Origin of the sequence: Paracoccus beibuensis, from assembly GCF_026162625.1 — a bacterium.
Taxonomy (GTDB): domain Bacteria; phylum Pseudomonadota; class Alphaproteobacteria; order Rhodobacterales; family Rhodobacteraceae; genus Paracoccus; species Paracoccus beibuensis.
Genome location: NZ_JAOTBD010000025.1, coordinates 1 through 24,599, shown reverse-complemented (window position 1 = coordinate 24,599; position 24,599 = coordinate 1). Strand labels below are relative to the sequence as shown.

Genomic DNA, 24,599 nt, shown 5'->3' with positions numbered 1-24,599 from the left:
TTCCGGTCTGCCATGTCGAAAAAGCCGGGTGACGACAAGTGTGCTTCCGCGGTCAGCGCGGGCGAGCAGTGACAGGTTGCCTTCAACGGCCTGAACTGCTGCGATGTCGAACGGGAAGAAGCCGATCGGATGGCACGTGAACCGCTCCAGCGTCGGCGTCAGGCAGCCGAGAGATGCCGTGGCAGGTCCGGGCACCGATGCCGCGCCGAGCGGGTGGCAGGGCGCAGAGCCAGTCGCCCAGCAGCCAGCGCCGTCGGAACGCGGCGGCGATTGCTTGGGCCCAAGGCGGGATCGTTGGGGGCGACTCTTTCAGCGCACTCCGCGATCCACGGCGGTCCGGCCTTCCGCCACGTTGCAACCCTTCTGGCCCTCGAAGACCCAACCCGAGTTCATGAGCAAGGCGTGCGATCATTGCCTTGCAGGCCTGACGCCGTGTCCCACCGGGTCACTTGGACCAGTGGCGTCGCCCAGGGTCGCTCATGGCGTTCGCATGACAAACTGAGGCCATGGTGCTTGCATCCAGTCGTGAGAGTGAATCCCGGTCGCACATTCAGGCACCAGCGCAACCGGCGGGGCTGTCAGACCAGCAGCTCAGCCAGGATCTTGTCGTTGGTGATGTCGCGATAGGCGATGCCAGCGTCGTCCAGCCGCGACTTGAGGGCTGCGAGGTTGTCGGACCGGCTGGTCTCGATGCCCAGAAGGATCGAGCCGAAGTTGCGCGCCGATTTCTTCAGATATTCGAACCGCGCCACGTCGTCGTCAGGCCCCAGGAGGTTGAGGAAATCGCGCAGGGCGCCCGGACGCTGCGGCAGTCGCAGGATGAAATAGCTTTTCAGCCCCGCGAAACGCTGCGCCCTCTCCTTGACCTCGGGCAGGCGTTCGAAATCGAAGTTGCCGCCCGAACAGACGCAGACGACCGTCTTGCCGGTCAGATCGCCCAGGTCGCCCAGGACGTCCAGCGCCAGCGCACCGGCGGGCTCCAGCACCACGCCTTCGGTGTTCAGCATCTCCAGCATGGTGCAGCAGATGCGATCCTCGGGCGCCAGGTGGACATCCAGGGTGGAAAAACGCGACAGCGTCTCGAAGGGCACGGCACCGATGCGGGCCACGGCCGCGCCATCGACAAAGCTGTCGACGGCCGGCAGGGCGACGGGCGCCCCGGCCTCCAGCGCGGCGCGCAGGCTGCCGCCGCCAAGCGGCTCGGCGAAGGCGAAGGCGGTGTCGGGCGCTTCGGTCTGAAGAAGGCGGGTGACGCCCGCCGACAGCCCGCCGCCGCCGACGGGCAGCACGACCAGGTCGGGCGCGCGGCCCAGCTGGGACAGCATCTCCATCCCGACGGTAGCCTGACCCTCGATGATGTCGGGCGCGTCGAAGGGCGACAGGAACTGTGCGCCTTCCCGGGCGCAGAACTCTTGCGCGGCGGCCAGGGTCTGGTCGAAATAGTCGCCGGTCAGCACGATCTCGACGGCGTCGCCGCCGAAGATGCGGGTCTTGTCGATCTTCTGCTTGGGCGTCGTCACCGGCATGAAGATCGTGCCGCGCGCGCCGAAATGGCGGCAGGCGAAGGCCACGCCCTGCGCATGGTTGCCGGCGCTGGCGCAGACGAAATGGCCCGGCTTGCCCGGTCCGACCAGCTTGCGCATGGCGTTGAAGGCGCCGCGCAGCTTGTAGCTGCGCACGGGCGTCAGATCCTCGCGCTTGAGCCAGATGTCTGCGCCATACTTGGCCGACAGGTGATCGTTGCGCTGCAACGGGGTAGGCTCGAACAGGTCGCGAAGCGCGGCCTCGGCCAGACGGACGGAGGCGACAAAGTTTTCCATGCCCCGCCCATGCCGCGAATTCCGCTGTTTGGCAAGCGTCAGCCCGACTTCAGAGCGGCCCGCAGCGACTTCTCGATTTGGCCGCCGCAATAGGCGTCGCCAAAGCGGGCATCGGTGTCCTGCCGCATCCGGCGCAGCGCCGGGCCCTCCATCAGGCGATGCGACATGGCGTGAACCATCGGCGCACTGTCGCGCAGCAGCTCGTCCAGCACCGGCAGCTTGTCTGCCATGGTGAACCACAGGACCGCCGTCGTCAGGTCCGCCAGCCCCGGTGCGTCGCCGCCCAGCAGCAGATCGCCGCTGCCGTGACGGTGGGCGGTTTCCTCCCAGATTGCCATCCAGCGCTGCAGGCGGGGGCGGTATTCGGCCCAGCTGTCGTCGGTCCACATCTTCTGGCCGCCATTCAGCGTGATCTCGTCCAGCACATCGTTCGCGTCGTTGACGACTTTCGTCGTCAGCGCCGCAAGCTGTGGTTCAGCGGGCATCAGGTCGAACCTGTCGGCCAGGTGGAACAGGATCGACGGCATCTGCGCCACGGCGACGCCGCTTCGATCCACCAGCATCGGCGGGGCCATGAAGGGCACGGGTTGTTGAGCCGGGTCGCGCGACATGATATCGGATACGGCATCCGCATCCGGTTCGTCCCAAGCCGCCCCGGCATCTGCCAGAACGGCGCGGATGAACTGCCCCCGGAACGGCAGCGGCCAGTAGTAGAGCGTGAAGTCAGCCATTCGATCCTCCTGCATGACAGGTCAACCCGTCCGGCCTGCGTTGGTTTCGCGCCGCCTCTGCCCTTGTGACACCGCGCGAATGGCCGTATTCCCGCGCAAACTTGAATGAGGGGTTGACCGCATGACCGACGCGCCGAAGAAAGTCGTCCTGGCCTATTCCGGGGGCCTGGACACCTCGATCATCCTGAAATGGCTGCAGACCGAATACGGTTGCGAGGTCATCACCTTCACCGCCGACCTGGGCCAGGGCGAGGAGCTGGAACCCGCGCGCCAGAAGGCCGAGATGCTGGGCATCAAGCCGGAAAACATCCACATCGTCGACGTGCGCGAGGAATTCGTGCGCGACTTCGTGTTCCCGATGTTCCGGGCCAACGCGCTCTACGAGGGGCTGTACCTGCTGGGCACGTCTATCGCCCGGCCGCTGATCTCTCAGCACCTGGTGCGGATCGCGCAGGACAACGGCGCCGATGCGGTGGCGCATGGCGCGACCGGCAAGGGCAACGACCAGGTCCGGTTCGAACTGTCGGCCTATGCGCTCGACCCGTCGATCAAGGTGATCGCGCCGTGGCGCGAGTGGGACCTGACCAGCCGCACCAAGCTGATCGAGTTCGCCGAGAAGAACCAGATCCCGATCGCCAAGGACAAGCGCGGCGAGGCGCCTTTCAGCGTCGATGCGAACCTGCTGCACACCTCGAGCGAGGGCAAGGCGCTGGAGAACCCGGCCGAAGCCGCGCCCGACTATGTCTATCAGCGCACCGTGAACCCCGAGGATGCGCCGGATACGCCCGAGTTCATCGAGGTGACCTTCGAAAAGGGCGACGCCGTGGCAATCGACGGCGAGGCGATGTCGCCCGCCACGATCCTGACCAGGCTGAACGAGCTGGGCGGCAAGCACGGCATCGGACGGCTGGATTTCGTCGAGAACCGTTTCGTCGGCATGAAGTCGCGCGGCATCTACGAGACGCCGGGCGGCACCGTCCTGCTGGAAGCCCATCGCGGCATCGAGCAGATCACGCTGGACAGCGGCGCGGGCCACCTGAAGGACTCGATCATGCCGCGCTATGCGGAGCTGATCTACAACGGCTTCTGGTTCAGCCCCGAGCGCGAGATGCTGCAGGCCCTGATCGACAAGTCGCAGGAGCACGTCACCGGCACGGTGCGGCTGAAGCTCTACAAGGGCCTGGCGACCTGCGTGGGCCGCTGGTCGGATCATTCGCTGTACAGCGAGGCGCATGTGACCTTCGAGGACGACGCCGGCGCCTATGACCAGAAAGACGCGGCGGGCTTCATCCGCCTGAACGCGCTGCGCCTGAAGCTGATCGCGAACCGGAACGCCCGGGTCCGCTGAGGCACCCGAGACCTGAGGCAAAGGCCGCGGCACCTCCGCGGCCTTTTCTTTTGCCAACCCCTGTCCCACAGTGGCCGCGCTATCGAAAGGCCGCAGCATGACCGACAGACCCGCCCGCATCGTCATCGTGACCGTCAGCGACCGTGCGTCGCGCGGTGAATACGAGGACAAGGGCGGCCCCGGTGCCGAAGCCTGGCTGAGGGACGTGATCACCTCGCCCATGCAGATCGACCGCGTGATCGTCCCCGATGGCCGGGAAACCGTGGCCGACAAGCTGCGCGATCTGGCGGATGCCGACGCGGACCTGATCCTGGTGACCGGCGGCACCGGCCCGGCCCCCCGCGACCTGACCCCCGAGGCCGTCGCCGATGTCATGGACAAGGAACTGCCAGGCTTTGGAGAGGAAATGCGCCGCGCCAGCCTGGCAGAGGTGCCGACGGCTATCCTGTCGCGCCAGACGGCGGCGATTCGTGGCCGCAGCCTGATCATCACGATCCCCGGAAAACCCTCGGCCATCGTGACCTGCTTGAACGCGGTCTTTGGCGCTGTTCCCTACTGCCTCGATCTGATCGGGGCCGCGAGGATCGAAACGGATCCGGCGCGGATCGTCGCCTTCCGCCCAAAGAAGTGACGTCGCGGTCGGGTTCATAGGCGCGTCCTCAGCCGCCCAGCCATTGCAATGCCAGCGGCGCGATGATCGCCGTCAGTACGGCGTTGAGCCCCATCCCGATCCCTGAAAATGCGCCTGCCGTGGCGTTGACCTGAAACGCCCGGGCCGTGCCGATGCCATGGGCGGCGACGCCAACGGCGAACCCGCGCGCGCGCCAGTCCCGGAGCCGCAGCGCGTTCAGCAGCGGTGTTACCACGATCGCGCCAAAGATGCCCGTCAGCAGGACCAGCGACGCCGTCAGCGTGGGCTGGCCGCCCAGCTTCTCGGCAATGCCGATGGCGACCGGGGCGGTCGTTGATTTCGGCGCCAGCGATGCAAGGACCGAACCTTCGATCCCGAAGGTGCGGGCAAGCGCCAGGGCCGACAACACCGCCATCCCCGAGCCGGCGAGAAGGCTTGCCAGCATCGGCAGCGCCGCCCGGCGGACGCGCGGCAGGTTGTCATAGAGCGGCAGGGCAAGCGCGACCGTTGCCGGGCCCAGCATGAAGTGGACGAACTGTGCGCCTTCGAAATAGGTGGCATAGTCCGTGCCGGTCAGCCAGAGCAGCAGTGCCAGAGGGATTACCGCCAGCAGGACGGGATTGGCCCAGCTTGACCTTCCGGCCGCACGAAAGATGGCGTCGCCCGCAAGATAGGCGACCAGCGTCGCCGTCAGCCACAGAAGCGGCCCCTGCGCCAGGTAGGACCAGATCAGCGCCGGGTCACTCACGGCCCTGATCCTTCAGGGCCTGCGGTTCCTCGGTCCCGGTCAGGCGCGCGACGGCGGTGAAGGCCAGCGCCCCCGCGGCGATGGCCAGGACGGTCGAGGCCATCACCGCCACCGCCAGGCCGATGCCGTGGGTGCGAAGCAGGTCGAGGTGTGCGACGATGCCGACGCCCGCCGGGACGAAGAACAGTGACAGGTGCGACAGAAGGCCCGTGGCGGTCGGCCGGATCGCGTCGGCAAGCCGGGGGCGGAGGATGCAGGCCCCGACCAGCCCGATCAGCCCGGCCACGGGGCCCGGAAGGGGAAGGTCCAGGCTGCGGGAGATTACCTCTCCTGCCAGCTGGAACCCGAGGATGATGGCGAGCATGCGGATCATCTCCTCAGGCTAGCGCGGCGGGGTCCAGCGCGCCAGATCCCGCGCCGCTTGTGCATCTTGTAGGGGCACCGGCGCAGCATCCCACATCTTGGGGTGCAGTTGACTTGCGCCTGCCATGCAGGGACAATCCCCAATTGCCCCGAATCTGACGGATGTAATCCTTGCGCTTCGACCGCCTGCGCCTGAACGGCTTCAAGAGCTTCGTGGACCCGACCGATCTGGTCATCCGCGAGGGGCTGACGGGCGTGGTCGGTCCCAACGGCTGCGGAAAGTCGAACCTGCTGGAGGCGCTGCGCTGGGTCATGGGAGAGAACCGCCCGACCGCCATGCGCGGCGAGGGGATGGAGGACGTGATCTTCGCCGGCACCACGCGTCGCAGCGCCCGCGCCCATGCCGAAGTGTCGCTGACGCTGGACAACCGCGACCGCCTGGCCCCTGCGGGCTTCAACGACGAAGACCAGTTCGACATCACCCGCCGCATCACCCGCGACGCGGGAAGCGCCTACAAGATCGCCGGCAAGGACGTGCGGGCGCGCGACGTGCAGATGCTGTTCGCCGACGCCTCGACAGGGGCGCACAGCCCGGCGCTGGTGCGCCAGGGCCAGATCAGCGAACTGATCAACGCCAAGCCGAAAAGCCGCCGCCGCATCCTCGAGGAGGCGGCGGGGATTTCGGGGCTATATGCGCGGCGGCACGAGGCCGAGCTGAAGCTCAACGCGGCCGAGGGAAACCTGCTGCGCGTCGACGACACGCTGGACCAGCTGTCCGCGCAGGCGGCGACGCTGGCGCGCCAGGCGCGGGCCGCCGCGAGATACCGCGAGATCGGGGCCGCGCTGCGGCTGGCCGAAAGCGTGCTGCTTTATCGGCGCTGGGCCGAGGCCGAGGCTGCGCGACTGGCGGCGGCCGAGGGGCTGGCGCAGGCGGTGCGCGCCGCGTCGGACGCGGGGGCCGCGGCCAGCGAGGCCGAGGCGCGGCGGGCCGAGGCCGAGGAGGCCCTGCCGCCGCTGCGCGAGGAGGAGCAGATTGCGGTGGCCCTGGTCCAGCGCATCGCCGTGGAGCGGGACGCGCTGGACGAGGCCGAGGCGCGGGCGGCCGAGGTCATGGCCGGCTTGGCGGGCCGGATTGCCCAGCTGGACCGGGACATCGGCCGCGAGGAGGCTTTGAACCGCGATGCCGGAGAGGTGGTCGAGCGGCTGGCCTGGGAAAAGGCCGAGCTTGAGAAGGCGGGCGAAGGCCATGACGACCGTCTGGAGACCGCAGCCGAGACCGCCGACGCCGCTGCCGAGGCCCTGCGGGAGGTCGAGGCGCGGCTGGCGGAACTGGTCGACGAATCGGCGCGGCTGGCCGCACGGCACCAGTCGGCCGAGCGTCTTGTGGGCGACCTGCGTGCGATGTTCAACCGCGCCGACCGCGCCGCGGCCGAGGCCGCCGCGGCCGTCGCGCAGGCTGATGCGGCCGGAGAGGCGGCGGCTCTGGCGCTGGACCAGGCCGATGCGGCTCAGGACCAGGCGCGCGACCGGGGGGACGGCGCCGAGGACGCCCTGGCCGAGGCCGAGGCCGCCCGGGCCGAGTTCGAGACATCCGAAGCCGCCGCCCGTGCCGCCCGCGCCGAGGCCGAGGGCGAGGCCGCCGCCCTTGGGGCCGAGATGGCCGCGCTGCGCCGGCTGGTCGACCGGGGCCGGTCGGGCGGCGCGACGCTTCTTGACCGCGTGCAGGTCGCCCGAGGATATGAGACGGCGTTCGGCGCGGCGCTTGGCGACGATCTGCGGACCGGTGTGACAGGCGACGGGTCCGGCTGGCACGACCTGCCGGGCTGGGACGACCCCCAGCCGCTGCCCCCGGACGTTCAGGCGCTGGCGCCGCATGTGCATGGTCCTTCGGTGCTGGCGCGCCGCCTGTCGCAGACGGGCCTGGTGCCCGATGCGCAGCGGGGGGCAGGCCTGCAGGCGGCCCTGCGCCCGGGCCAGCGACTGGTCACGCCAACGGGCGATCTCTTTCGCTGGGACGGGATGCGGGTCATGGCCGGAGAGGCCAGCTCGACCGCGGCGCTGCACCTGCAGAAGGTCAACGAACTGGCCGAGATCAGCGCGCAGGCTGCCGAGGCGCAGGCGTGTGCCGAGGCCGCGGCCGAGACGCATGACGACGCCAAGGCCGCGCTGTCGGATGCGGCGCAGGTCGAGAAGTCGGCCCGCGACGCGCGGCGAGAGGCCGAGCGCCTGCTGTCGGACGCCGCCCGCGCCGCCACTCGCGCCGAATCGGATCTGGCGATGGCCGCCAGCCGCGCCGAATCGGCCCGGGGCGAACTGGCCCGGCACCGCCACGATGCCGCCGATGCCCGCGCCCGCCTGTCAGACGCCGAGGCCCAGCTGTCGGCGCTGCCCGACCGGGCCGACGCCGCCGCGGCAGTGGAACATGCCCGCACCGGGGTCGAGGCCGCGCGCATTGCCACGATGACGCGCCGCGCCGCACTGGACGAGCTGCGGCGCGAGGCGAATGCCCGCCTGAAGCGGCTGCAAGAGATCGCCAAGGAAGATTCGGGCTGGCGTCTGCGCCTGCAGCAGGCCGGAACCCGTTCGTCAGAGCTGACCGCACGTCGCGAGACGGCCGAGGACGAGCTGGCCGAGGCCAGCGCCCAGCCCGCGCTGCTGGCCGAGCGTCGGGCCGCGCTGGCCGAGCGTGAGGCCCAGGGCGAGGCTCGTCTGACCCGCGCCCGCGACGCCCTGTCGGCCGCCGACGATGCCGCCCGCGTTGCCGCGCTGGCCGAGCGCGAGGCCGGACGGCTGGCCGCTGAGGCCCGCGAGACCCGCGCCGCCCGCGAGGCCCGCGCCGAGGCCGCCCGCGACGCGGAGGCCGCGGCCCGCGCCCGGATCGCCGAAGAAACCGAGCAGACGCCCGACGCCCTTCGCGCCGCGATGGGGGACATCGACGAAACGTCTGCCGCCGACGCGATGGAGGACCAGATCGCCCGCCTGCGGACCGCGCGCGACGCCCTTGGCGCCGTGAACCTTCGCGCCGACGAGGACAAGCGCGCGCTCGAGTCCGAACGTGACACGCTGGCGGCCGAGAAGACCGATCTGGAAGAAGCGATCCGCAAGCTCCGTGCCGGCATCGGCAGCCTGAACCGCGAGGGACGCGAACGCCTGCTGACGGCCTTCGACACGGTGAACGCCAATTTCGCGACGTTGTTCACGACCCTGTTTGGCGGTGGCGAAGCGCGGCTGGTGCTGGTCGAATCGGACGATCCGCTGGAGGCGGGTCTGGAGATCATGTGCCAGCCGCCGGGCAAGCGCCTTTCAACCCTCAGCCTGCTGTCCGGGGGCGAGCAGACGCTGACCGCCATGGCGCTGATCTTCGCGGTCTTCCTGGCGAACCCTGCGCCGATCTGCGTCCTGGACGAGGTCGACGCGCCGCTGGACGACGCCAATGTCAGCCGCTTCTGCGATCTTCTGGACGAGATGACGCGCCGCACCGACACGCGGTTCCTGATCATCACGCACCATGCGGTGACAATGGCACGGATGGACCGGCTGTTCGGCGTCACCATGGTCGAGCAGGGCGTCAGCCAGCTGGTCAGCGTTGATCTGAAACGCGCCGAGGCTCTGGTCGCGTGACGCGGCCCGCGCTACGGTCGCCCCGAATCCAACCCGCGAGGACATCATGAGCGTCGAACAGACCTTGGCCGACAAAGGCATCACACTTCCCGAAGCCCCCATGCCCGCCGCGAACTATGTCCCTTTCGTGCGAACCGGTAACCTGGTCTTCGTCTCGGGCCAGATCAGCGCCGACGAGAACGGTCTGATCACCGGCAAGCTGGGCCAGGGCACCAGCGTCGAAGAGGGCGCCGCCGCCGCCCGCCGCTGCGGGTTGGCGCTGATCGCGCAGCTGAAGGCCGCCATCGGCGATCTGGACCGCGTGACGCGGGTGGTGAAGCTCACCGGCTTCGTGAACTCGACCCCCGACTTCACCGACCAGCCCAAGGTCATCAACGGCTGCTCGGACCTGATGGTCGAGGTCTTCGGCGATGCCGGCCGCCATTCGCGCGCCGCCGTTTCCGCGCCGTCGCTGCCGTTCGGCGTCGCGGTCGAGATCGAAGCGATATTCGAGGTCGCGTGATGCTTCACGAAAGCTTCCTGACCACGCCCTTGGCCCATCGCGGGCTGCACGGGGCAGGGGTGCCCGAGAACAGCCTTGCCGCCGCCCGCGCGGCCATCGACGCGGGATACGGCATCGAATGCGACATCCAGCCCGCCGCCGATGGCACGCCGATGGTCTTTCACGACTATCAGCTGTCGCGGCTGACCGGTCGCGACGGCTTCATCGGCGCGACGGAACCGGGCGTGTTGTCGGGCTTACGCCTGACGGGCAGCGACGAGGCCGTACCGACGCTGGCGCAGTTTCTTGAGACCGTCGCCGGACGCGTGCCGCTGCTGGTCGAGATCAAGGACCAGGACGGCAGCTGCGGCGGCGACGTCGGCATGCTGTCGGCCCGCGTGGCCGAGGCGCTGAAGAGTTATGAAGGTCCCGTGGCGGTGATGTCCTTCAACCCGCACATGATCGCGGCATTCCGTGCCGTCGCGCCAGAGATCGCCGTCGGCCTGACCACCTGCTCCTTCGATCCCGACGACTGGGCGCAGGTCCCGCCCGAGCGGCGCGAGGAGCTGGCCCAGATCCGCGACTTCGACAGCCTGCGCGCGTCCTTCATCTCTCATGACAAGGCCGACCTTGCGAACCCGCGCGTCGATGCGTTGCGCGCCCAGGGCGTCCCGATCCTGTCCTGGACGATCCGCAGCGAAGCCGAGGAAGAGGCCGCCCGCCTGATCGCCGAGAACATCACCTTCGAAGGCTATCGTCCCGTCATCTGACATCTGCGGGGGCGCGACCTTGGCGCCCCTGACATCCGTCCGCGCCGCGCCTATCTTACCGGGATGAGCGACATGCTGACCCTGACCACCCACCCCTCGATCGCCGAAATCGACGCGCCGACCTGGGACGCGCTTGGCGATGGCAATCCGTTCACCGCCCACCGCTTTCTGCTGGCCTTGGAACAGTCGGGCTCGGTCGGCACCGGCACCGGCTGGCAACCACTGCACCTGACGATCGAGCGGCAGGGCGAGGTCGTCGGTGCCGCCCCGCTTTACGCCAAGTCGCACAGTCAGGGCGAATACATCTTCGACCATGCCTGGGCGCAGGCCTATTCGCGCGCCGGCGGTCGATATTATCCCAAGCTGCAATGCGCCGTCCCCTTCACCCCCGCCACGGGCCAGCGCCTGCTGGCGCGGGACGACGGGGTCCGGGCCGCGCTTCTTTCAGGGCTGATGCAGGTCGCCGACCGGCTGGAGGTCTCGGGCGCCCATGTCACCTTCTGCACCGAGGCCGAGGCGTCCTTGGGCGAGGAGGCAGGCTTTCTGTCGCGGGTCACGCAGCAGTATCATTGGCTCAACCGCGGCTATGGCAGCTATGAAGATTTCCTGGCCGCGCTGTCGTCACGCAAGCGCAAGGACCTGAGGAAGGAACGTGCCCGCGCACAGGCCTTTGGCGGCACCATCCGTCACCTGACGGGCAATGACCTGAAGCCGCATCATTGGGACGCCTTCTGGGATTTCTACCAGGACACCGGCGCGCGCAAATGGGGCCAGCCCTACCTGACCCGCCGGTTCTTCGACCGCATCCACGACACGATGCGCGACGACATCCTTCTGGTCATGGCCGAGGAAGACGGCCGGCCCATCGCCGGCGCGCTGAACTTCCTGGGCCCCGACGCGATCTATGGGCGGTACTGGGGCTGCCTCGCCGACCACGCCTTCCTGCATTTCGAGCTTTGCTATCACCAGGCCATCGACCACGCCATCGCCCACGGCCTTTCACGGGTCGAGGCGGGCGCCCAGGGCGAACACAAGCTTGCCCGCGGTTACGAGCCCGTGCCGATCCATTCGCTGCATTGGGTCCGCGATCCGGGCTTCCTGCGCGCGCTGGAAAACTACCTCGACCAGGAACGAGATGCGATGGGCGCCGAGATCGAGGCGCTGGCCGACTTCACGCCCTTCCGCAAGCCCGGCTGACGCCCCGTTCCGCGACCTGGCGGTGCCGGGGGGCGCAATCGTCCCCCGGGGCTGGCTTCAGACCTTCTCCAGCAGGCTCTCTCCGGCGCTGACGCTGCAGGTTCCGGGCGAATCCTCGACGTCGATGGCCTTGACTACGCCGTCCTCGACCAGCGCCGCGAAGCGCTTGCAGCGGCCGAAGAAGCCGACCGGCGGCGCGTCGAAGTTCAGACCCAGCGCCTTGGTCACGCTGCCGTCGGCATCCGCCAGGACCTCGATTCCGGCGTCGGCGGCGCCGGTCTGCTCGGACCAGGCATTGGCGACGAAGGGATCGTTGACGGCGATGCAGACGATGCGGCTGACCCCCTTCTGGCGGAACGCATCGGCGGTGCGCACGAAGCTGGGCATGTGCGCGTTGGTGCAGGTGCCGGTAAAGGCGCCCGGCAGGCCGAACAGCGCCACCTTGCCCTGCATCATTCTCTCGGTCGACACGCTCTCGGGCCCGTTCTCGCCCACGCGCAGCAGTTGGCCCTGCGGCAGGGTTTCTCCGGCAGTGATGGTCATCGCATTCTCCTGAATTGCAACGGATTCGGGGCGACTATAGGGTGCAGCCGTCGGACAGGCAAAGGTGGACCGGATGCGCATCGTGATCGTGGGGGCAGGGCAGGCGGCGGCGTCGATGGCGGCGCGGCTGCGCGCGCAGGGCCACGGCGGCCCCCTGACCGTGATCGGGGCCGAGCCTGCGGCCCCCTATCAGCGCCCGCCGCTGTCGAAGGCCTACCTGCTGGGCCAGATGGGGCTGGACCGTCTTCTGCTGCGATCGCCCGAGTGGTGGCAGGACCAGCGGATCGACCTTCGGCTGTCGGAAACGGCGCTGTCCATCGATCCCGTGGCCCAAGTGGTCGCCACCGATCGGGGACGGCACGACTACGATGCGCTGGCGCTGACCCAGGGCGCGCATCCCCGCCAGCTGTCCGCCGCCATGGGCGGTCACCTGCCAGGCGTGCATGTCATCCGCAGCCTGACTGACGTGGACGCTCTGGCACCGCTGATGCGGCCTGATCGCCGCCTGGTCGTCATCGGCGGCGGCTATATCGGGCTCGAGGCCGCGGCGGTGGCCCGCAAGCTGGGCCTCTCGGTCACGGTGATCGAGGCTGCGCCGCGTATCCTCGGCCGCGTCGCCGCGGCCGAGACCGCCGACATGATCCGCACCCTGCACCACGCCCAGGGCGTCACGATCCTTGAAGGAACGGCGATCAGCCACATCACCGGCGACGGGCAGGCGACCGGCGTCGCCCTGACCGATGGCCGAGAGATCGGTGCCGACCTAGTCGTCACCGGCATTGGCGTTCTGCCGGAAACTGACCTTGCCGCCACGGCGGGGCTGACGCTTGACGACGGCATCGCGACCGACGCCCATGGCCGCACCTCGGATGGGGCGATCTGGGCCGCCGGCGACTGTGCCAGCATCCCGTATCACGGTGGCCGCCTGCGCCTGGAAAGCGTCGGGGGGGCCATCGACATGGCCGAATGCGTGGCCGACAACATCCTTGGCGCCGGTCGGGACTATGTTCCGAACCCGTGGTTCTGGTCGGACCAGTTCGACGTGAAGCTGCAGATCGCGGGCCTGGGCACCGGCCACGACCGCATCGTCACCCGCCGTGGCGCGTCGGACCATTCGGGCTCGGTCTGGTATTTCCGCCAGGGTCGGCTGATCGCGGTTGACGCCCTGAACGACGCCCGCGCCTACATGATCGGCAAGCGCCTGATCGAAGGGGGGCGCAGTCCCGATCCCGATACCGTCACGGCGACGGCCGACCTCAAGGCGCTGCTGTCATGACCCTGCCGCGTACCGTCCTTGCGCAGACATGCCCATCGGATCTGGATGCCCCCGGCCGACGCGGGGCACAAGAATGAGGATCGTCGGCGGCCGGATGCGCGGCCTGAAGCTGGCCGAACTGGGCGCGGGCGACCCCGCGGCCCATCTCCGCCCCACGACCGACCGCGTCCGAGAGGCCATCTTCAACCTGCTGATCAACGGCAGCCACGGCAACCCGCTGCCCGGGGCGCGTGTCCTCGACCTTTTCGCGGGCACCGGGGCGCTCGGGCTTGAAGCCCTGTCGCGTGGCGCCGCATCCGTGACCTTTGTGGACGACGGCGCCCGCGCCAGATCGCTGATCCGCCAGAACATCGACAAGGCCCGCGCGGGCGACGTGTCGCAGATGCTGCGCCGCGACGCGACCAGGCTGGGGCCGAACGCTGACCAGCCCTTCGGCGTCGTCTTCCTCGACCCCCCCTATGGCCGCGGGATGGGAGAGCTGGCGCTGGCCGCGGCGCTGGACGGCGGTTGGCTGACCCCGGATGCCACCGTGGTGTGGGAAGAGGCTCGTCCGCCCGCCTTACCCGCGCAACTGCATTTGCTGGACCAGCGCAGCTATGGCGACACGCTGGTCACCCTGGCGCGTCATGTCGCAGCCGCATGACGCAGTTTCGTCGAAGCGTCGGTTACGTCCGGGACGTCCGCGCGGCATCGAATGACTGACATTACAGGAGAATGAAGATGAACAGCCGCTTCCTTTGCGCAGTTCCGCTGGTCGTCGCGACCGGACTGGTCGCCCCGGCATTCGCGCAAAACCATGATGCGCATGGTCAAAACCCTGCCGCGACGCCGGCAGACGCCGCCTATGCCGAGGCGACGGCCCGCATGCATGCCGACATGGTCGTGGCGCCCTCTGGCGATGCGGATGTCGATTTCGTTCGGGGCATGATCCCGCACCACCGGGGGGGCGATCGACATGGCCCGCGTCGTGCTGGAGCATGGCGACGATCCCGACATCCGTGCCCTGGCCGAGGAAGTCATCACCGCGCAAGAGGCCGAGATCGCGATGATGAAGGAGTGGCTGGCGAAGCACGACCCCCAGGCCGGCCACTAAGGATGTTCTGCCTGCCGCGTCCTAGCCCGAGCGGGCGATGCTGGCTGCCGCAGCCTCCAATGCGCCGCCGCCGTGGGGGATGCGCAGGGCCGTCAGCCCCGCCTGCACCGCACCCAGGACACCCATGATCATCCCCGCGTTGCAGTGGCCCATATGCGCGATGCGCAGGGCGGCTGACGGATCGGGGGCGCCCAGGCCGACACCCAGTGTCACGCCGCATTCGCGGGTGACCCAGGCCCGCAGCGCCTCGGCCTGCGGCATGGTCACCGCCGTCACCGACGCGGCGCGGGCGGCCGGGTCGGCCACCGACAGCCGGATGCCGGTGCCCCCGGCGCCCCAGGCATCGACGGCGGCCCAGACCGCGCGGGCGAGGCGGGCGTGGCGCGACCACACGGCCTCCAGCCCCTCTTCATCGAGGATCATCGTCAGCGCCTCGGACAGGGCATAGATCTGCTGGACCGGCGGCGTTCCGCCCCAGAAGCGCCACATCGCCTCGGCCCCGGCGCGGGCGTGCCAGTCCCAATATGGCGACACCGCCGCCCGCCGACGCGCCGCCGCGCGGTCCGAGAACCACAGGAAGGTTGTGCCGGGCAGGCACATCAGCCCCTTCTGGCTGGCCGTGATCAGCACGTCCACGTCCCAGTCGTCCATCCGCATCGGCGCGCATCCCAGCGAGGCGATGGCATCGACCACCAGAAGCGCCGGATGATCGCCCATCGCCGCGCGCATGGCCGGAATGTCGGCCGAGGTCGCGCTGGCCGTGTCGGTCTGGCAGAGCATCACCGCGCGGATGCGACCCTCGCGGTCTTGCGCAAGACGATCCGCCAGGCGCTGCGGATCGGGCGGCAGGTTGCCGAAATCCAGCCGTTCCACCGCCACGCCCGATGCCGCCAGCATGTCGGCCCAGCTGCGCCCGAAATGACCCGAGGTGATGACCAGCGCCGCGTCGCCCGGGTCGAACAGGTTCGCGGCCGCGGCCTCCCATCCGGCATGGCCGTTGCCGATATAGGGCGCCAGGTTCCGGGACGTCCCGGCCAGCCGCTTCAGCTGCGCCAGGACCGAGAGGTTCAGCCGGGCCAGCGGCTCGGCATAGATGTCGGGCGAGGCGCGGTGCGCCGCGTTCAGCACGCGCGCGGGCACCGGCGAGGGGCCGGGAATGGCGATCAGGTCGTGGCCGTGGGCGAGGCTCATCTGCGTGTTCCTTCACATCGTGCAGGATCGGTATTCCGCCGCCCCGGCTGCGTCAACAGGACCCGCACCGGGGCGGCGACCTTGTGGCAGGGGGCGGGTCCGGGCTATGGCTGTCGGGCAAGGCCCGCGCGCGGTGCCGCCCCCGGACCAAGAGGCCAGCCAGACCCGTGGACACGCAGAACGAAAGCCCAGAGCGCATCGCGGACAGGACCACCCGGCGGCGCCGGAAGGCCCCCTCGGCCCAGAAGGTGCAGGGCCTGCTGCGGCGTCTGTGGCAGGGATATCTGCGGCCCTATCGCTGGGGCATGGTGCTTGCGTTTCTGCTGATGACCATCGAGGGGTCGACCCTGGCGCTGATCAGCTGGATGCTGAAGCCTCTGTTCGACCTTGTCTTCGTGGGCAAGCAGTCGGGTGCGATCTGGTGGGTCGGGTCGGCCATCTTCGGGATTTTCCTGCTGCGCGCGATGACGCTGATCGCCAGCCGGGCGCTGCTGACGCGGGTGTCGCTGTCGGTGTCGACGAAGATGCAGACCGACCTCTTGGCGCATATCCTGACGCTGGACCAGCGCTTCTTCCGCGACAATTCCCCCGGCGCGATGATCGAGCGCATCCAGGGCGACACCATTGCGGTGCAAGGGGTCTGGGCCACGCTGATCACCGGCGCGACGCGGGACGCGATCTCTCTGGCGATGCTGTTCGGGGTGGCGATGACCATCGACCCGGTCTGGACCCTGGGCGCGCTGGTCGGCGCGCCCATCCTGATCATGCCGGCGGCGCTGGTGCAGCGCTACATCCGCCGCAAGGTGCGCCAGAACCGCGCCGATGCCAGCCTGCGCGCGACGCGCCTGGACGAGGTGCTGCACGGCATCGCGTCGATCCGCCTGAACCGGGCCGAGGCCGCGCAGACGCAGCGGTTCGGCACCATCGTCGACCGCATCCGGACGGCCGGGACCAAGGTCGCCGCGACGTCCTCGGTCATCCCGGCGCTGACCGACATCGTGACCGGCGTCGGCTTCGTCGCCGTGCTGGCGCTTGGCGGCAACGAGGTGATGGAGGGCGAGCGCAGCGTCGGCGACTTCATGGCCTTCTTCACCGCGCTGGCGCTGGCCTTCCAGCCGATGCGCCGCCTTGGCGGGCTGGCCGGAACCTGGCAGACGGCGGCGGCGAGCCTTGAGCGGATCTACCAGGTCTTCGACACGCAGCCGACGATCCGCCCTGGGCCGCGCAAGGCGCCCCCTGACGGGACCGAGATCCGGCTGGATGACGTGTGGCTGTCCTATGACGGCCAGCCGGTCCTGCACGGGCTGAGCTTCACGGCCGAGGCGGGGCGGACGACTGCGCTGGTCGGACCGTCCGGGGCGGGCAAGTCGACGGTATTCAACCTGCTGACGCGGATGGTTGACCCGGACCGGGGGCAGGTCCTTCTGGGTGGCGTCGCGGTTGCCGAATACGATTTGGGCGTGCTGCGCGACCAGTTCTCGACCGTGGCGCAGGAATCGGCGCTGTTCGACGAAAGCCTGCGCGACAACGTGCTGATGGGGCGCCCGCAGGCGAGCGAAGCCGATCTTGCCGCCGCGCTGGAGGCCGCGCATGTGACCGACTTCCTGGACGACGGCCGCAGCCTGGACAGCCGCGTGGGTCCGCGCGGGTCGTCCCTGTCGGGTGGCCAGCGGCAGCGGGTGGCCATTGCCCGCGCGCTGTTGCGCGATGCCCCGGTCCTGCTTCTGGACGAAGCGACAAGCGCGCTGGACACGGCCAGCGAACGGCTGGTCCAGGACGCGCTGGACCGCCTGTCGCAGGGCCGCACCACGCTGGTCATCGCCCACCGCCTGTCGACCATCCGCAACGCCGACAAGATCGTCGTCATGGACGGCGGCAGGGTTGTCGAGGAGGGGAGCCATGACCAGTTGATGGCAAAAGGTGGCGCCTATGCCCGCCTTGTCGCCCTGCAGTTCGGAGAGCAAGAATGACCCGCCAGATCATCCGCCTGACCGGAGAGGACCGCGTTCCTTTCCTGCAAGGGCTTGTCACGAACGATGTCTCTCGGGCGCCCTGCTGGGCGGCGCTGCTGACGCCGCAGGGCAAGTACCTGGCCGATTTCCTGGTCGTGCCAGAGGGCGACGCGCTGCTGGTCGATGTCGATGCGCGGCTGGCCGAAGACCTGGTGCGGCGGCTGTCGATGTACAAGCTGCGGTCCAAGGTTGCGCTGGAGGTGGTGGACAAGCCTGTGGCGTGCGGCACGGGACCCATGCCCGAGGGGGCGATTCCCGATCCGCGACACCCGGCGCTCGGCTGGCGGCACTATGGCGCCGAGGGTGATGACGGCACGGATTGGGACGCGATCCGGGTCGAATATTGCATCCCCGAGACGCTGGTCGAGCTGATCCCGAACGATACCTTCATCCTTGAGGTCGGGTTCGAGCGGCTGCACGGCGTCGACTTCCGCAAGGGCTGCTATGTCGGCCAAGAGGTCACGGCGCGCATGAAACACAAGACCGAGCTTCGCAAGGGCCTGACCGTGCTGCGGATCGAGGGCGAGGCCCCGGTCGGCACCCCGATCACCGCCAATGGGCGCGAGGTCGGGACGGTCTTCACCCAGTCCGGCGGGCGCGCCATCGCCCATGTCCGTCACGACCGCGTGGCCCCCGACATGCAGGCGGGCGAGGCGCGGCTGTTTCCCGCATGACGCCGGATGCGCAGCCGGACCCCGGACTGCGCAAGATCATCCATGTCGACATGGACGCGTTCTTCGCCTCGGTCGAGCAGCGCGATTTTCCCGGGCTGCGCGGCAAGCCCGTGGCGGTCGGCGGATCGTCGGCGCGCGGTGTCGTGGCGGCCGCCAGCTACGAGGCGCGGGTCTTCGGCGTGCGCAGCGCCATGCCCTCTGTCAGGGCGGCGCGGTTGTGTCCCGACCTGATCTTCGTGCGTCACCGGTTCGACGTCTATCGCGCCGTCAGCCAGCAGATCCGCGCGATCTTTCATGACTACACGCCGCTGGTCGAGCCGCTGTCCCTGGACGAGGCCTATCTGGACGTGACCGACACCGTCGCCGGCCGCACCGCCACCGCCATCGCCAAGGAGATCCGCGCCCGCATCCGCGAGGCGACGCAGCTGACCGCCAGCGCCGGCGTCAGCTATAACAAGTTCCTGGCCAAGCTGGCCTCGGACCAGAACAAGCCCGACGGGCTGTGCGTCATCACGCCCGAGAAGGGCCCCGACTTCGTGCTGTCGCTGCCGGTGGGCAAGTTCCACGGCATCGGCCCTGCGACGGCGGCCAAGATGCAGGCCATGGGTATCGAGACGGGCGCCGACCTGCGGGCGCAGGACCTCGACTTCCTGACGCGGCGGTTCGGGAAGTCGGGCCGCTATTACTGGAACATCTCTCGCGGTATCGACCATCGGCGGGTCAGCCCGGACCGCATCCGCAAGTCGGCGGGGGCCGAGAACACCTATCCGGCCGACCTGATGACGCTGGATGCGGCGATCGAGGCCCTGGTGCCCCTGGCCGCCAAGGTCTGGTCAGCCACGTCGCGCCACGAGCTGCGCGGGCGGACGGTAACGCTGAAGGTCAAGTTCGCGGACTTTCGCCAGATCACGCGGGCGCGTAGCCTGGGCCACGCGGTCGCGTCCGAGGCCGAGCTGCTGGACATCGCCGGCGACCTGGCCGCCGGCGTGCTGCCGGACCCCCGCGGCGCACGACTGTTGGGGATCACGCTGTCGGGCTTCGACCATGACGACGGCGATGACGGACAGCTGAGCCTGTTCGACTAGCGCCAGCGGACCCACCTGCCGGGACCCTGCGCCGCCAGGATCAGCAGGCCGCCGCCAACCGCCCAGTTCTTCACGGCAATGGTGACTTGCCAGGGATCTGCACGCAGCTGCCAGTGAAACCAACTGGTGCCGATGCAATAGACCGCCAGCGCCACCGCCACGACGCGCACCCGCGGTCCCAGCAAAAGCGCGAGCCCGGCCGCAAGGTTGAAGAACGCGACCGGCCAGACGAGCGCGGCGGGCAGGCCGATGCCGGCCAGCATCCCCTCGACCTGCAAAGGATCGGTCAGCTTCTGGACGGCGCCACCCAGAAACAGGATCGCGATCAGCAGCCGTCCCGTCAGGTTCAGCGCGTCGTTCATGGCAGGACCTTCGGCAAGGGGCAGGGTGGCCAGAAAGAACGCGGCATCGTGCAGCCGGTCAATGCGGACGTGACGTCGCGGACGGACAATGAGAACGCCCCGCGGCTGGCGCGGGGCGTTGAAACGGTATCGCCAAGGGCGCGAAGATCAGGCGCGTTCGCTGTATTCGAACATCTCGGTGTTGACGATGATCGCCTCGCCCTCGCCCACGAAGGGGGGGATCATGATGCGCACGCCGTTGTCCAGGATGGCGGGCTTGTAGCTGTTGGCGGCCGTCTGGCCCTTCACGACCGGCTCGGTCTCGGCGACGGTGCAGGTGACCTTCTGCGGGATCGACACCGACAGGGCTTCTTCGCCATAGTATTCGATGGTGGCGGTCATGCCGTCCTGCAGGAAGGGGCGGCGGTCGCCCAGCAGCTCGGCGTCAAGCTCGGTCTGCTCGAAGGTCTCGCTGTCCATGAAGACCAGCTTGCCGTCGGATTCGTACAGGAACTGCTGGTCCTTCTGGTCCAGGCGCACGCGCTCAACCTTGTCTTCCGACCGGAATCGCTCGTTCAGCTTGCGGCCGTCGCGGAGGTTCTTCATCTCGACCTGGGCGAAGGCGCCGCCCTTGCCGGGCTTGACATGGTTCACCTTCACGGCAGCCCACAGGCCCCCGTCATGCTCCAGCACGTTGCCGGGGCGGATTTCGTTGCCGTTGATCTTGGGCATGGATCGCTTCTCGTGAGTTTGCGGGAATTCAGGCCGTCCGGGGCGTTGAACGGCAGGATTGGCCCCCTATATCGAGGCCTGCAGCATCAGGCAACCAGAACGGATCTGCGGCGTTGTCAAGGCGCCATCCGTGGCAAGACATCGCTGGCATGTTCGGTTTTGGGCGAAATTTCCCAAAAATTCATGGCATGCAGGTAAAGCATGGCAGGCATGCGGCAGAGGGGATACCGAATCAACGGTGCAAAGAGCTATTGCAGGCGGCACCGTCGGAGAAACGGAAGTCAAGAAACAGGGGAAGCGTCCAGTTTCCCCCATTGGTCCTGTCGTCTGATGGGACCGCAAGAAATGGACGAAACAAGATGCGCGATTTTGTTGACGGCTCGGCCTTCAATTTCGAACAGGGCCAGCGGGCCCGCAAGCTGTTTGCAGCGGTGGTGCTGGCAGCCTTGGATGACGCCATTGCTGACGACAAGAAGTATGGCAATGGCCCGGAACAGATCGCCCGTTGGGCGCGGTCGCGGGATGGACGCGAGGTCCTGTCCTGCGCCGGCATCGACCCGAACGAGCGCGTGGTGAAGGGCCTGATGGAATTCGTATCCAAGGGCGTGCGCACCTCGGTCGCGCTGTCGCGCGAGGAAAGCGAACGTCGCATGGCCGCAGAGGCCGAGGAAGCCGAAGCCGCCTGATCCGTGCGCAGCGCAGACTTCAGGGCCGTCCTTCGGGGCGGCCTTTTTTGATCCGTCAGAGCCGCGTGATCACACGCTGCGAATAGAAGTGGCGCACGTCATCTGCGTGGCAGAGTTCCGTCGCCGGGGTCATGACCGCAGCCGAGGCGGCGGCGGCGCCCAAGGCCAGCGCCTCTTGCGCGGGCCAGTCGCGGGCCATGGCCAGCACGAAGCCTGCGGTGAAGCTGTCGCCGGCGCCGACCGCGCTGACCACCTGCACGGGCGCGGCCGCCGCATGCCAGGCGCCGTCCGGTCCGGCGATGACCGACCCGTCGGCCCCGCGCGCCACGATCACCGACCGCGCTGCGCCGTCTTGCACAAGACCCGCTGCAAAGGCCGCGCTGTCGCTGCGAAGGGGCAGGGGGCGGCCGGCCAGGCCCTCGGCCTCGTGGCTGTCCATGCGCAGCACGTCGACGGGGATCGACGACCCCGCCATGGCCCGCAGCGCCTCGCCAGAGGTGTCGACCAGCAGCCGCGCCCGTCCGTCCTTCAGCCGCACCGTCAGCATCTGTTCGAACCCCGCCGCCACGCCGGGAGGGTTCGAGCCGGAGACGACGACCCAGCCACCGGCCAGGGCGGCCTCGGCGATGGCGGCGATGGCGATGGCGACCTGCGCCATGTGCCATTCGGGGCCGGGCATCACGAAGCGGTACTGCCCACCGGTGGCACGGTCGGTGACCGCCAGCGACTGGCGCGTCTCACCCGGCGCGGTCAGGCGCAGGACCTGCAGGCCTGCGGATTTCAGCATTTCGGCCAGCCGCGTTCCTGTCGGACCGCCAAGCGCGACCATCGCGGTCGACTGCCCGCCGATCACCTTGATCGCACGACTGACATTGATGCCGCCGCCGCCCGGGTCCAGCCGCGGCTTGTCGCAGCGCAGCTTGAGGTCGGGAATGACGCTGTCCGCGGCGGTGGACAGGTCCAGCGCCGGGTTCAGCGTGACGGTCAGGATGGGGGCCTGGCCGCTCATTCCCACCAGCGGTCGATGGTGGCGATGTCGTCGTCCGACCAGCCGAAGTGATGCGCCATCTCGTGCGTGACGATATGGACGACCAGATCGCCAAGGGTGACATCGCCGCGCGATGCCCATTCGTCCAGGATGGGGCGGCGATAGATCCAGATGGTGTCGGGCCCGCCCGGCTGGTCGGCGATCGACTTCTCGGTCAGCGGGATGCCGTCATAAAGGCCCGTCAGTTCGAACGGATCGTCGATCTGCAATTCGTCCAGCACGTCCTCGGGGGCGAATTCGGCCACGTGCAGGGCGACCTGGGCGGCGGCCTCGCGGAATTCCGGCGGCAGGCCGTCCAGCGCCGTTCGGGCCATGGCCTCTATTTCGGCCGCGTCGGGGGCCGTGCGCCCGTCCCAGTCACTCATCCAGGCCTCCTGCGTTCATGCCCCCGATATGGACAAAAATGCCCGGTTGTGAAAGAGCAACTGCAACAGGAGAAGCCCATGACCATCACCCGTTTCGCGCCTTCGCCCACCGGCCATATCCATGTGGGCAACCTGCGCACCGCGCTGTTCAACTATCTGATCGCCCGAAAGGCTGGCGGGACCTTCATCCTGCGCCTGGACGACACCGATCAGGAACGCAGCAAGCAGGAATATGTCGACGGCATCAAGCGCGACCTGGACTGGCTGGGCCTGCACTGGGACCGCGAGGAACGCCAGTCGCTGCGCCTGGACCGCTATCGGGCCGAGGCCGAGGCGCTGAAGGCTTCGGGGCGGCTGTATGAAGTGTTCGAGACGCCGACCGAACTGGACCTGAAGCGCAAGAAGCAGCTGAACATGGGCAAGCCGCCGGTCTATGACCGCACCGGCCTGCACCTGTCGGACGCGGACCGCGACCGCCTGCGGACCGAGGGCCGCGAGGGTTATTGGCGCTTCCTGCTGGAGCAGGAGCGCATCGAATGGACTGACGGCATCTTGGGCGACATCTCGATCGACGCGGCCTCGGTCAGCGACCCGGTGCTGATCCGGGCGGACGGGCAGGTGCTCTATACCTTCGCCAGCAGCGTGGACGATACGGACATGGGTGTGACCGACATCGTCCGCGGGTCCGACCACGTCACCAACACCGCGACGCAGATCCAGATCATCAGGGCCATCGGAGGCACGCCGCCGTCCTTCGCGCACCATTCGCTGCTGACCGGTGCCAAGGGCGAGGAGCTTTCCAAGCGCATCGGTGCACTGTCCCTGAAGGATCTGCGTGAGAATGGCGTCGCCCCCGAGGCGCTGATCTCGCTGATGGCGCGTCTGGGTTCGGGCGTGCCGGTTGAACTGGCGACGCTGGATGAGTTGGCCGCAGCCTTCGACCTGGGGCAGTTCGGCGCCTCGCCCACCAAGTTCGACGCCGAGGACCTGTGGCCCCTGACGCGTGAACGCAACCAGGCCCTGCCGCTGGAGGCCGTGCGCGACCGCATCGTGGCGCTTGGCGTCCCCGGGGATCAGGTCGAACGGTTCTGGCGCGTCGCGTCGCAGAACATCACCCGGTTGGAGGATCTGGACGGCTGGTGGCAGATCTTCAGCCAGGGCGCCGAGCCGCAGATCGACCCCGAGGATGCCGACTTCATCGCCCAGGCCATGACGCTGCTGCCGCCGCCGCCCTATAGCGACGCCACTTGGGGCGAGTGGACTGCCAAGGTCAAGGAAGTCACTGGCCGCAAGGGCAAGAGCCTCTTCATGCCGCTGCGCAAGGCAGTGACAGGCCAGGCTCATGGGCCCGAGATGGCAGACGTGATGCCGCTGCTGCAGGTCGTGCAAGCGCGCGGCTGATTGCGTCCCGCGGCAGCGGGGGCTTTCCGCCCCCGCACCCCCCTCCCCCCCCCCCCCCGGCGGAGGTGCATGTCCCACGGATCGTTCAACTTCCGGTGGAACGGGAACGTTGCAGCCAGGATTGATAGCCGATAAGCGAAGGTAGAGGCGAACGCGACTTCGAACAGAAGGAGCTTTGGGCAAGCATGCGGCCTCAGTGTTTGGCGTTGTTGCGGCAAAGGGAGGCCTTGCCCCGGCGCCCCGATCACGCAAGCCGGGATCGCTCAGCTTCCATACCACGACGGGTCCTTCGAACGCGATGCCGTCCGGTGTGGCCATGAAGCCTGAGAGCCGTTCCTGCACGTAGTCGCGCAGGACGGGGTTGACTGCGAGCTTGCTGATCTTTGGGCGCTTGGCCGCACGATCCGCATGCCATTGCGCGGCAATGGCCCGATAGCCGAAC

The 24,599-nt window shown here is 68.7% G+C and carries 25 protein-coding genes and 1 pseudogene; 14 read left to right on the top strand and 12 right to left on the bottom strand.

Going from position 1 to position 24,599, the window contains the following annotated elements:
• Positions 1-578: 578 nt before the first annotated feature.
• Both ilvA and OC159_RS14210 read right to left on the bottom strand, forming a co-directional pair.
• Positions 579-1,820 (bottom strand): threonine ammonia-lyase IlvA, encoded by a 1,242-nt coding sequence (gene ilvA / locus OC159_RS14215; RefSeq protein ID WP_265501834.1) that lies wholly within the window; start codon positions 1,818-1,820, stop codon positions 579-581.
• A gap of 38 nt (positions 1,821-1,858) precedes the next feature.
• The gene (locus OC159_RS14210) at positions 1,859-2,551 is read right to left on the bottom strand and encodes a glutathione S-transferase (RefSeq protein WP_265501833.1); all 693 of its coding nucleotides are present in this window, start codon (positions 2,549-2,551) and stop codon (positions 1,859-1,861) included.
• A gap of 121 nt (positions 2,552-2,672) precedes the next feature.
• Here OC159_RS14210 and OC159_RS14205 point away from each other — a divergent pair, with 121 nt between their 5' ends.
• Positions 2,673-3,899, top strand: coding sequence for an argininosuccinate synthase (locus tag OC159_RS14205; protein WP_265501832.1), 1,227 nt, complete (start codon positions 2,673-2,675; stop codon positions 3,897-3,899).
• Positions 3,900-3,996: 97 nt separating this feature from the next.
• Positions 3,997-4,530 (top strand): molybdopterin adenylyltransferase, encoded by a 534-nt coding sequence (gene mog, locus OC159_RS14200; RefSeq protein ID WP_265501831.1) that lies wholly within the window; start codon positions 3,997-3,999, stop codon positions 4,528-4,530.
• Between the two features lie 28 nt (positions 4,531-4,558).
• Here the strand turns inward: mog and OC159_RS14195 are convergent, their stop codons facing one another.
• Together OC159_RS14195 and OC159_RS14190 are read right to left on the bottom strand one after the other, a co-directional pair.
• A complete protein-coding gene (locus OC159_RS14195; RefSeq protein ID WP_265501830.1) occupies positions 4,559-5,278 on the bottom strand; it encodes an LrgB family protein in 720 nt (239 codons plus the stop codon).
• Positions 5,271-5,651, bottom strand: coding sequence for a CidA/LrgA family protein (locus OC159_RS14190; protein WP_265501829.1), 381 nt, complete (start codon positions 5,649-5,651; stop codon positions 5,271-5,273). Before OC159_RS14190 ends, OC159_RS14195 begins: the two co-directional genes overlap by 8 nt.
• 161 nt (positions 5,652-5,812) lie before the next feature.
• Between OC159_RS14190 and OC159_RS14185 the strand changes: the two genes are divergently transcribed.
• From OC159_RS14185 to OC159_RS14170, 4 genes are all read left to right on the top strand, one after another.
• Positions 5,813-9,262 carry a chromosome segregation SMC family protein gene (locus OC159_RS14185; RefSeq protein WP_265501828.1) on the top strand — a complete coding sequence of 1,150 codons (3,450 nt, stop codon included), beginning with the start codon at positions 5,813-5,815 and terminating at the stop codon, positions 9,260-9,262.
• Positions 9,263-9,308: 46 nt separating this feature from the next.
• The gene (locus OC159_RS14180) at positions 9,309-9,764 is read left to right on the top strand and encodes a RidA family protein (protein WP_265501827.1); all 456 of its coding nucleotides are present in this window, start codon (positions 9,309-9,311) and stop codon (positions 9,762-9,764) included.
• A complete protein-coding gene (locus tag OC159_RS14175) occupies positions 9,764-10,513 on the top strand; it encodes a glycerophosphodiester phosphodiesterase family protein (RefSeq protein WP_265501826.1) in 750 nt (249 codons plus the stop codon). The genes OC159_RS14180 and OC159_RS14175 overlap by 1 nt, the downstream gene beginning before the upstream one ends.
• A 63-nt stretch (positions 10,514-10,576) precedes the next feature.
• Positions 10,577-11,710, top strand: a complete 1,134-nt coding sequence (locus OC159_RS14170; protein WP_265501825.1) for a GNAT family N-acetyltransferase — start codon at positions 10,577-10,579, stop codon at positions 11,708-11,710.
• Positions 11,711-11,767: 57 nt separating this feature from the next.
• Here OC159_RS14170 and OC159_RS14165 read toward each other — a convergent pair whose 3' ends face one another.
• Positions 11,768-12,253, bottom strand: coding sequence for a peroxiredoxin (locus OC159_RS14165; protein ID WP_265501824.1), 486 nt, complete (start codon positions 12,251-12,253; stop codon positions 11,768-11,770).
• A gap of 73 nt (positions 12,254-12,326) precedes the next feature.
• Here OC159_RS14165 and OC159_RS14160 point away from each other — a divergent pair, with 73 nt between their 5' ends.
• Positions 12,327-13,529: an NAD(P)/FAD-dependent oxidoreductase gene (locus OC159_RS14160; protein ID WP_265501823.1), complete on the top strand. Its 1,203-nt coding sequence runs from the start codon at positions 12,327-12,329 to the stop codon at positions 13,527-13,529.
• 73 nt (positions 13,530-13,602) lie between these two features.
• The gene (gene rsmD / locus OC159_RS14155; protein WP_265501822.1) at positions 13,603-14,172 is read left to right on the top strand and encodes a 16S rRNA (guanine(966)-N(2))-methyltransferase RsmD; all 570 of its coding nucleotides are present in this window, start codon (positions 13,603-13,605) and stop codon (positions 14,170-14,172) included.
• On the opposite strand, the gene OC159_RS20205 is transcribed toward rsmD, so the two are convergent.
• Positions 14,154-14,486 (bottom strand): hypothetical protein, encoded by a 333-nt coding sequence (locus tag OC159_RS20205; protein ID WP_407674134.1) that lies wholly within the window; start codon positions 14,484-14,486, stop codon positions 14,154-14,156. The two genes, rsmD and OC159_RS20205, sit on opposite strands and share 19 nt — an antisense overlap.
• On the opposite strand from OC159_RS20205, the gene OC159_RS20200 reads away from it, so the two are divergent.
• Positions 14,485-14,622, top strand: coding sequence for a DUF305 domain-containing protein (locus OC159_RS20200; protein ID WP_407674133.1), 138 nt, complete (start codon positions 14,485-14,487; stop codon positions 14,620-14,622). The two genes, OC159_RS20205 and OC159_RS20200, sit on opposite strands and share 2 nt — an antisense overlap.
• Before the next feature lie 21 nt (positions 14,623-14,643).
• Here OC159_RS20200 and OC159_RS14145 read toward each other — a convergent pair whose 3' ends face one another.
• Positions 14,644-15,813, bottom strand: coding sequence for a pyridoxal-phosphate-dependent aminotransferase family protein (locus OC159_RS14145; RefSeq protein ID WP_265501821.1), 1,170 nt, complete (start codon positions 15,811-15,813; stop codon positions 14,644-14,646).
• A 305-nt stretch (positions 15,814-16,118) separates the two neighbouring features.
• On the opposite strand from OC159_RS14145, the gene OC159_RS14140 reads away from it, so the two are divergent.
• The 3 genes from OC159_RS14140 to dinB are packed head-to-tail and all read left to right on the top strand — an operon-like array spanning position 16,119 to position 19,584.
• Positions 16,119-17,783 carry an ABC transporter ATP-binding protein gene (locus OC159_RS14140; protein WP_265501861.1) on the top strand — a complete coding sequence of 555 codons (1,665 nt, stop codon included), beginning with the start codon at positions 16,119-16,121 and terminating at the stop codon, positions 17,781-17,783.
• Positions 17,780-18,499 (top strand): CAF17-like 4Fe-4S cluster assembly/insertion protein YgfZ, encoded by a 720-nt coding sequence (gene ygfZ, locus OC159_RS14135; RefSeq protein ID WP_265501820.1) that lies wholly within the window; start codon positions 17,780-17,782, stop codon positions 18,497-18,499. Before OC159_RS14140 ends, ygfZ begins: the two co-directional genes overlap by 4 nt.
• Complete coding sequence (gene dinB, locus OC159_RS14130; protein ID WP_265501819.1) at positions 18,496-19,584, top strand: DNA polymerase IV; 1,089 nt, start codon at positions 18,496-18,498, stop codon at positions 19,582-19,584. Before ygfZ ends, dinB begins: the two co-directional genes overlap by 4 nt.
• Here the strand turns inward: dinB and OC159_RS14125 are convergent.
• Positions 19,581-19,946, bottom strand: a complete 366-nt coding sequence (locus tag OC159_RS14125) for a DoxX family membrane protein (protein WP_265501818.1) — start codon at positions 19,944-19,946, stop codon at positions 19,581-19,583. The genes dinB and OC159_RS14125 overlap by 4 nt on opposite strands.
• A gap of 147 nt (positions 19,947-20,093) precedes the next feature.
• Positions 20,094-20,657 carry an elongation factor P gene (efp, locus tag OC159_RS14120; protein ID WP_265501817.1) on the bottom strand — a complete coding sequence of 188 codons (564 nt, stop codon included), beginning with the start codon at positions 20,655-20,657 and terminating at the stop codon, positions 20,094-20,096.
• Positions 20,658-21,016: 359 nt separating this feature from the next.
• Here efp and OC159_RS14115 point away from each other — a divergent pair, with 359 nt between their 5' ends.
• A complete protein-coding gene (locus OC159_RS14115; protein WP_042251710.1) occupies positions 21,017-21,343 on the top strand; it encodes a DUF6280 family protein in 327 nt (108 codons plus the stop codon).
• Positions 21,344-21,398: 55 nt separating this feature from the next.
• Here the strand turns inward: OC159_RS14115 and OC159_RS14110 are convergent, their stop codons facing one another.
• Both OC159_RS14110 and OC159_RS14105 read right to left on the bottom strand, forming a co-directional pair.
• Complete coding sequence (locus OC159_RS14110; RefSeq protein ID WP_265501816.1) at positions 21,399-22,352, bottom strand: 1-phosphofructokinase family hexose kinase; 954 nt, start codon at positions 22,350-22,352, stop codon at positions 21,399-21,401.
• The gene (locus OC159_RS14105) at positions 22,349-22,756 is read right to left on the bottom strand and encodes a metallopeptidase family protein (RefSeq protein WP_265501815.1); all 408 of its coding nucleotides are present in this window, start codon (positions 22,754-22,756) and stop codon (positions 22,349-22,351) included. Before OC159_RS14105 ends, OC159_RS14110 begins: the two co-directional genes overlap by 4 nt.
• A gap of 78 nt (positions 22,757-22,834) precedes the next feature.
• Here OC159_RS14105 and gltX point away from each other — a divergent pair, with 78 nt between their 5' ends.
• Positions 22,835-24,157, top strand: coding sequence for a glutamate--tRNA ligase (gltX, locus tag OC159_RS14100; RefSeq protein ID WP_265501814.1), 1,323 nt, complete (start codon positions 22,835-22,837; stop codon positions 24,155-24,157).
• A gap of 267 nt (positions 24,158-24,424) precedes the next feature.
• On the opposite strand, the pseudogene OC159_RS20360 reads toward gltX, so the two are convergent.
• Positions 24,425-24,599 (bottom strand): annotated as a pseudogene (locus tag OC159_RS20360) (IS30 family transposase); the annotation flags it as partial.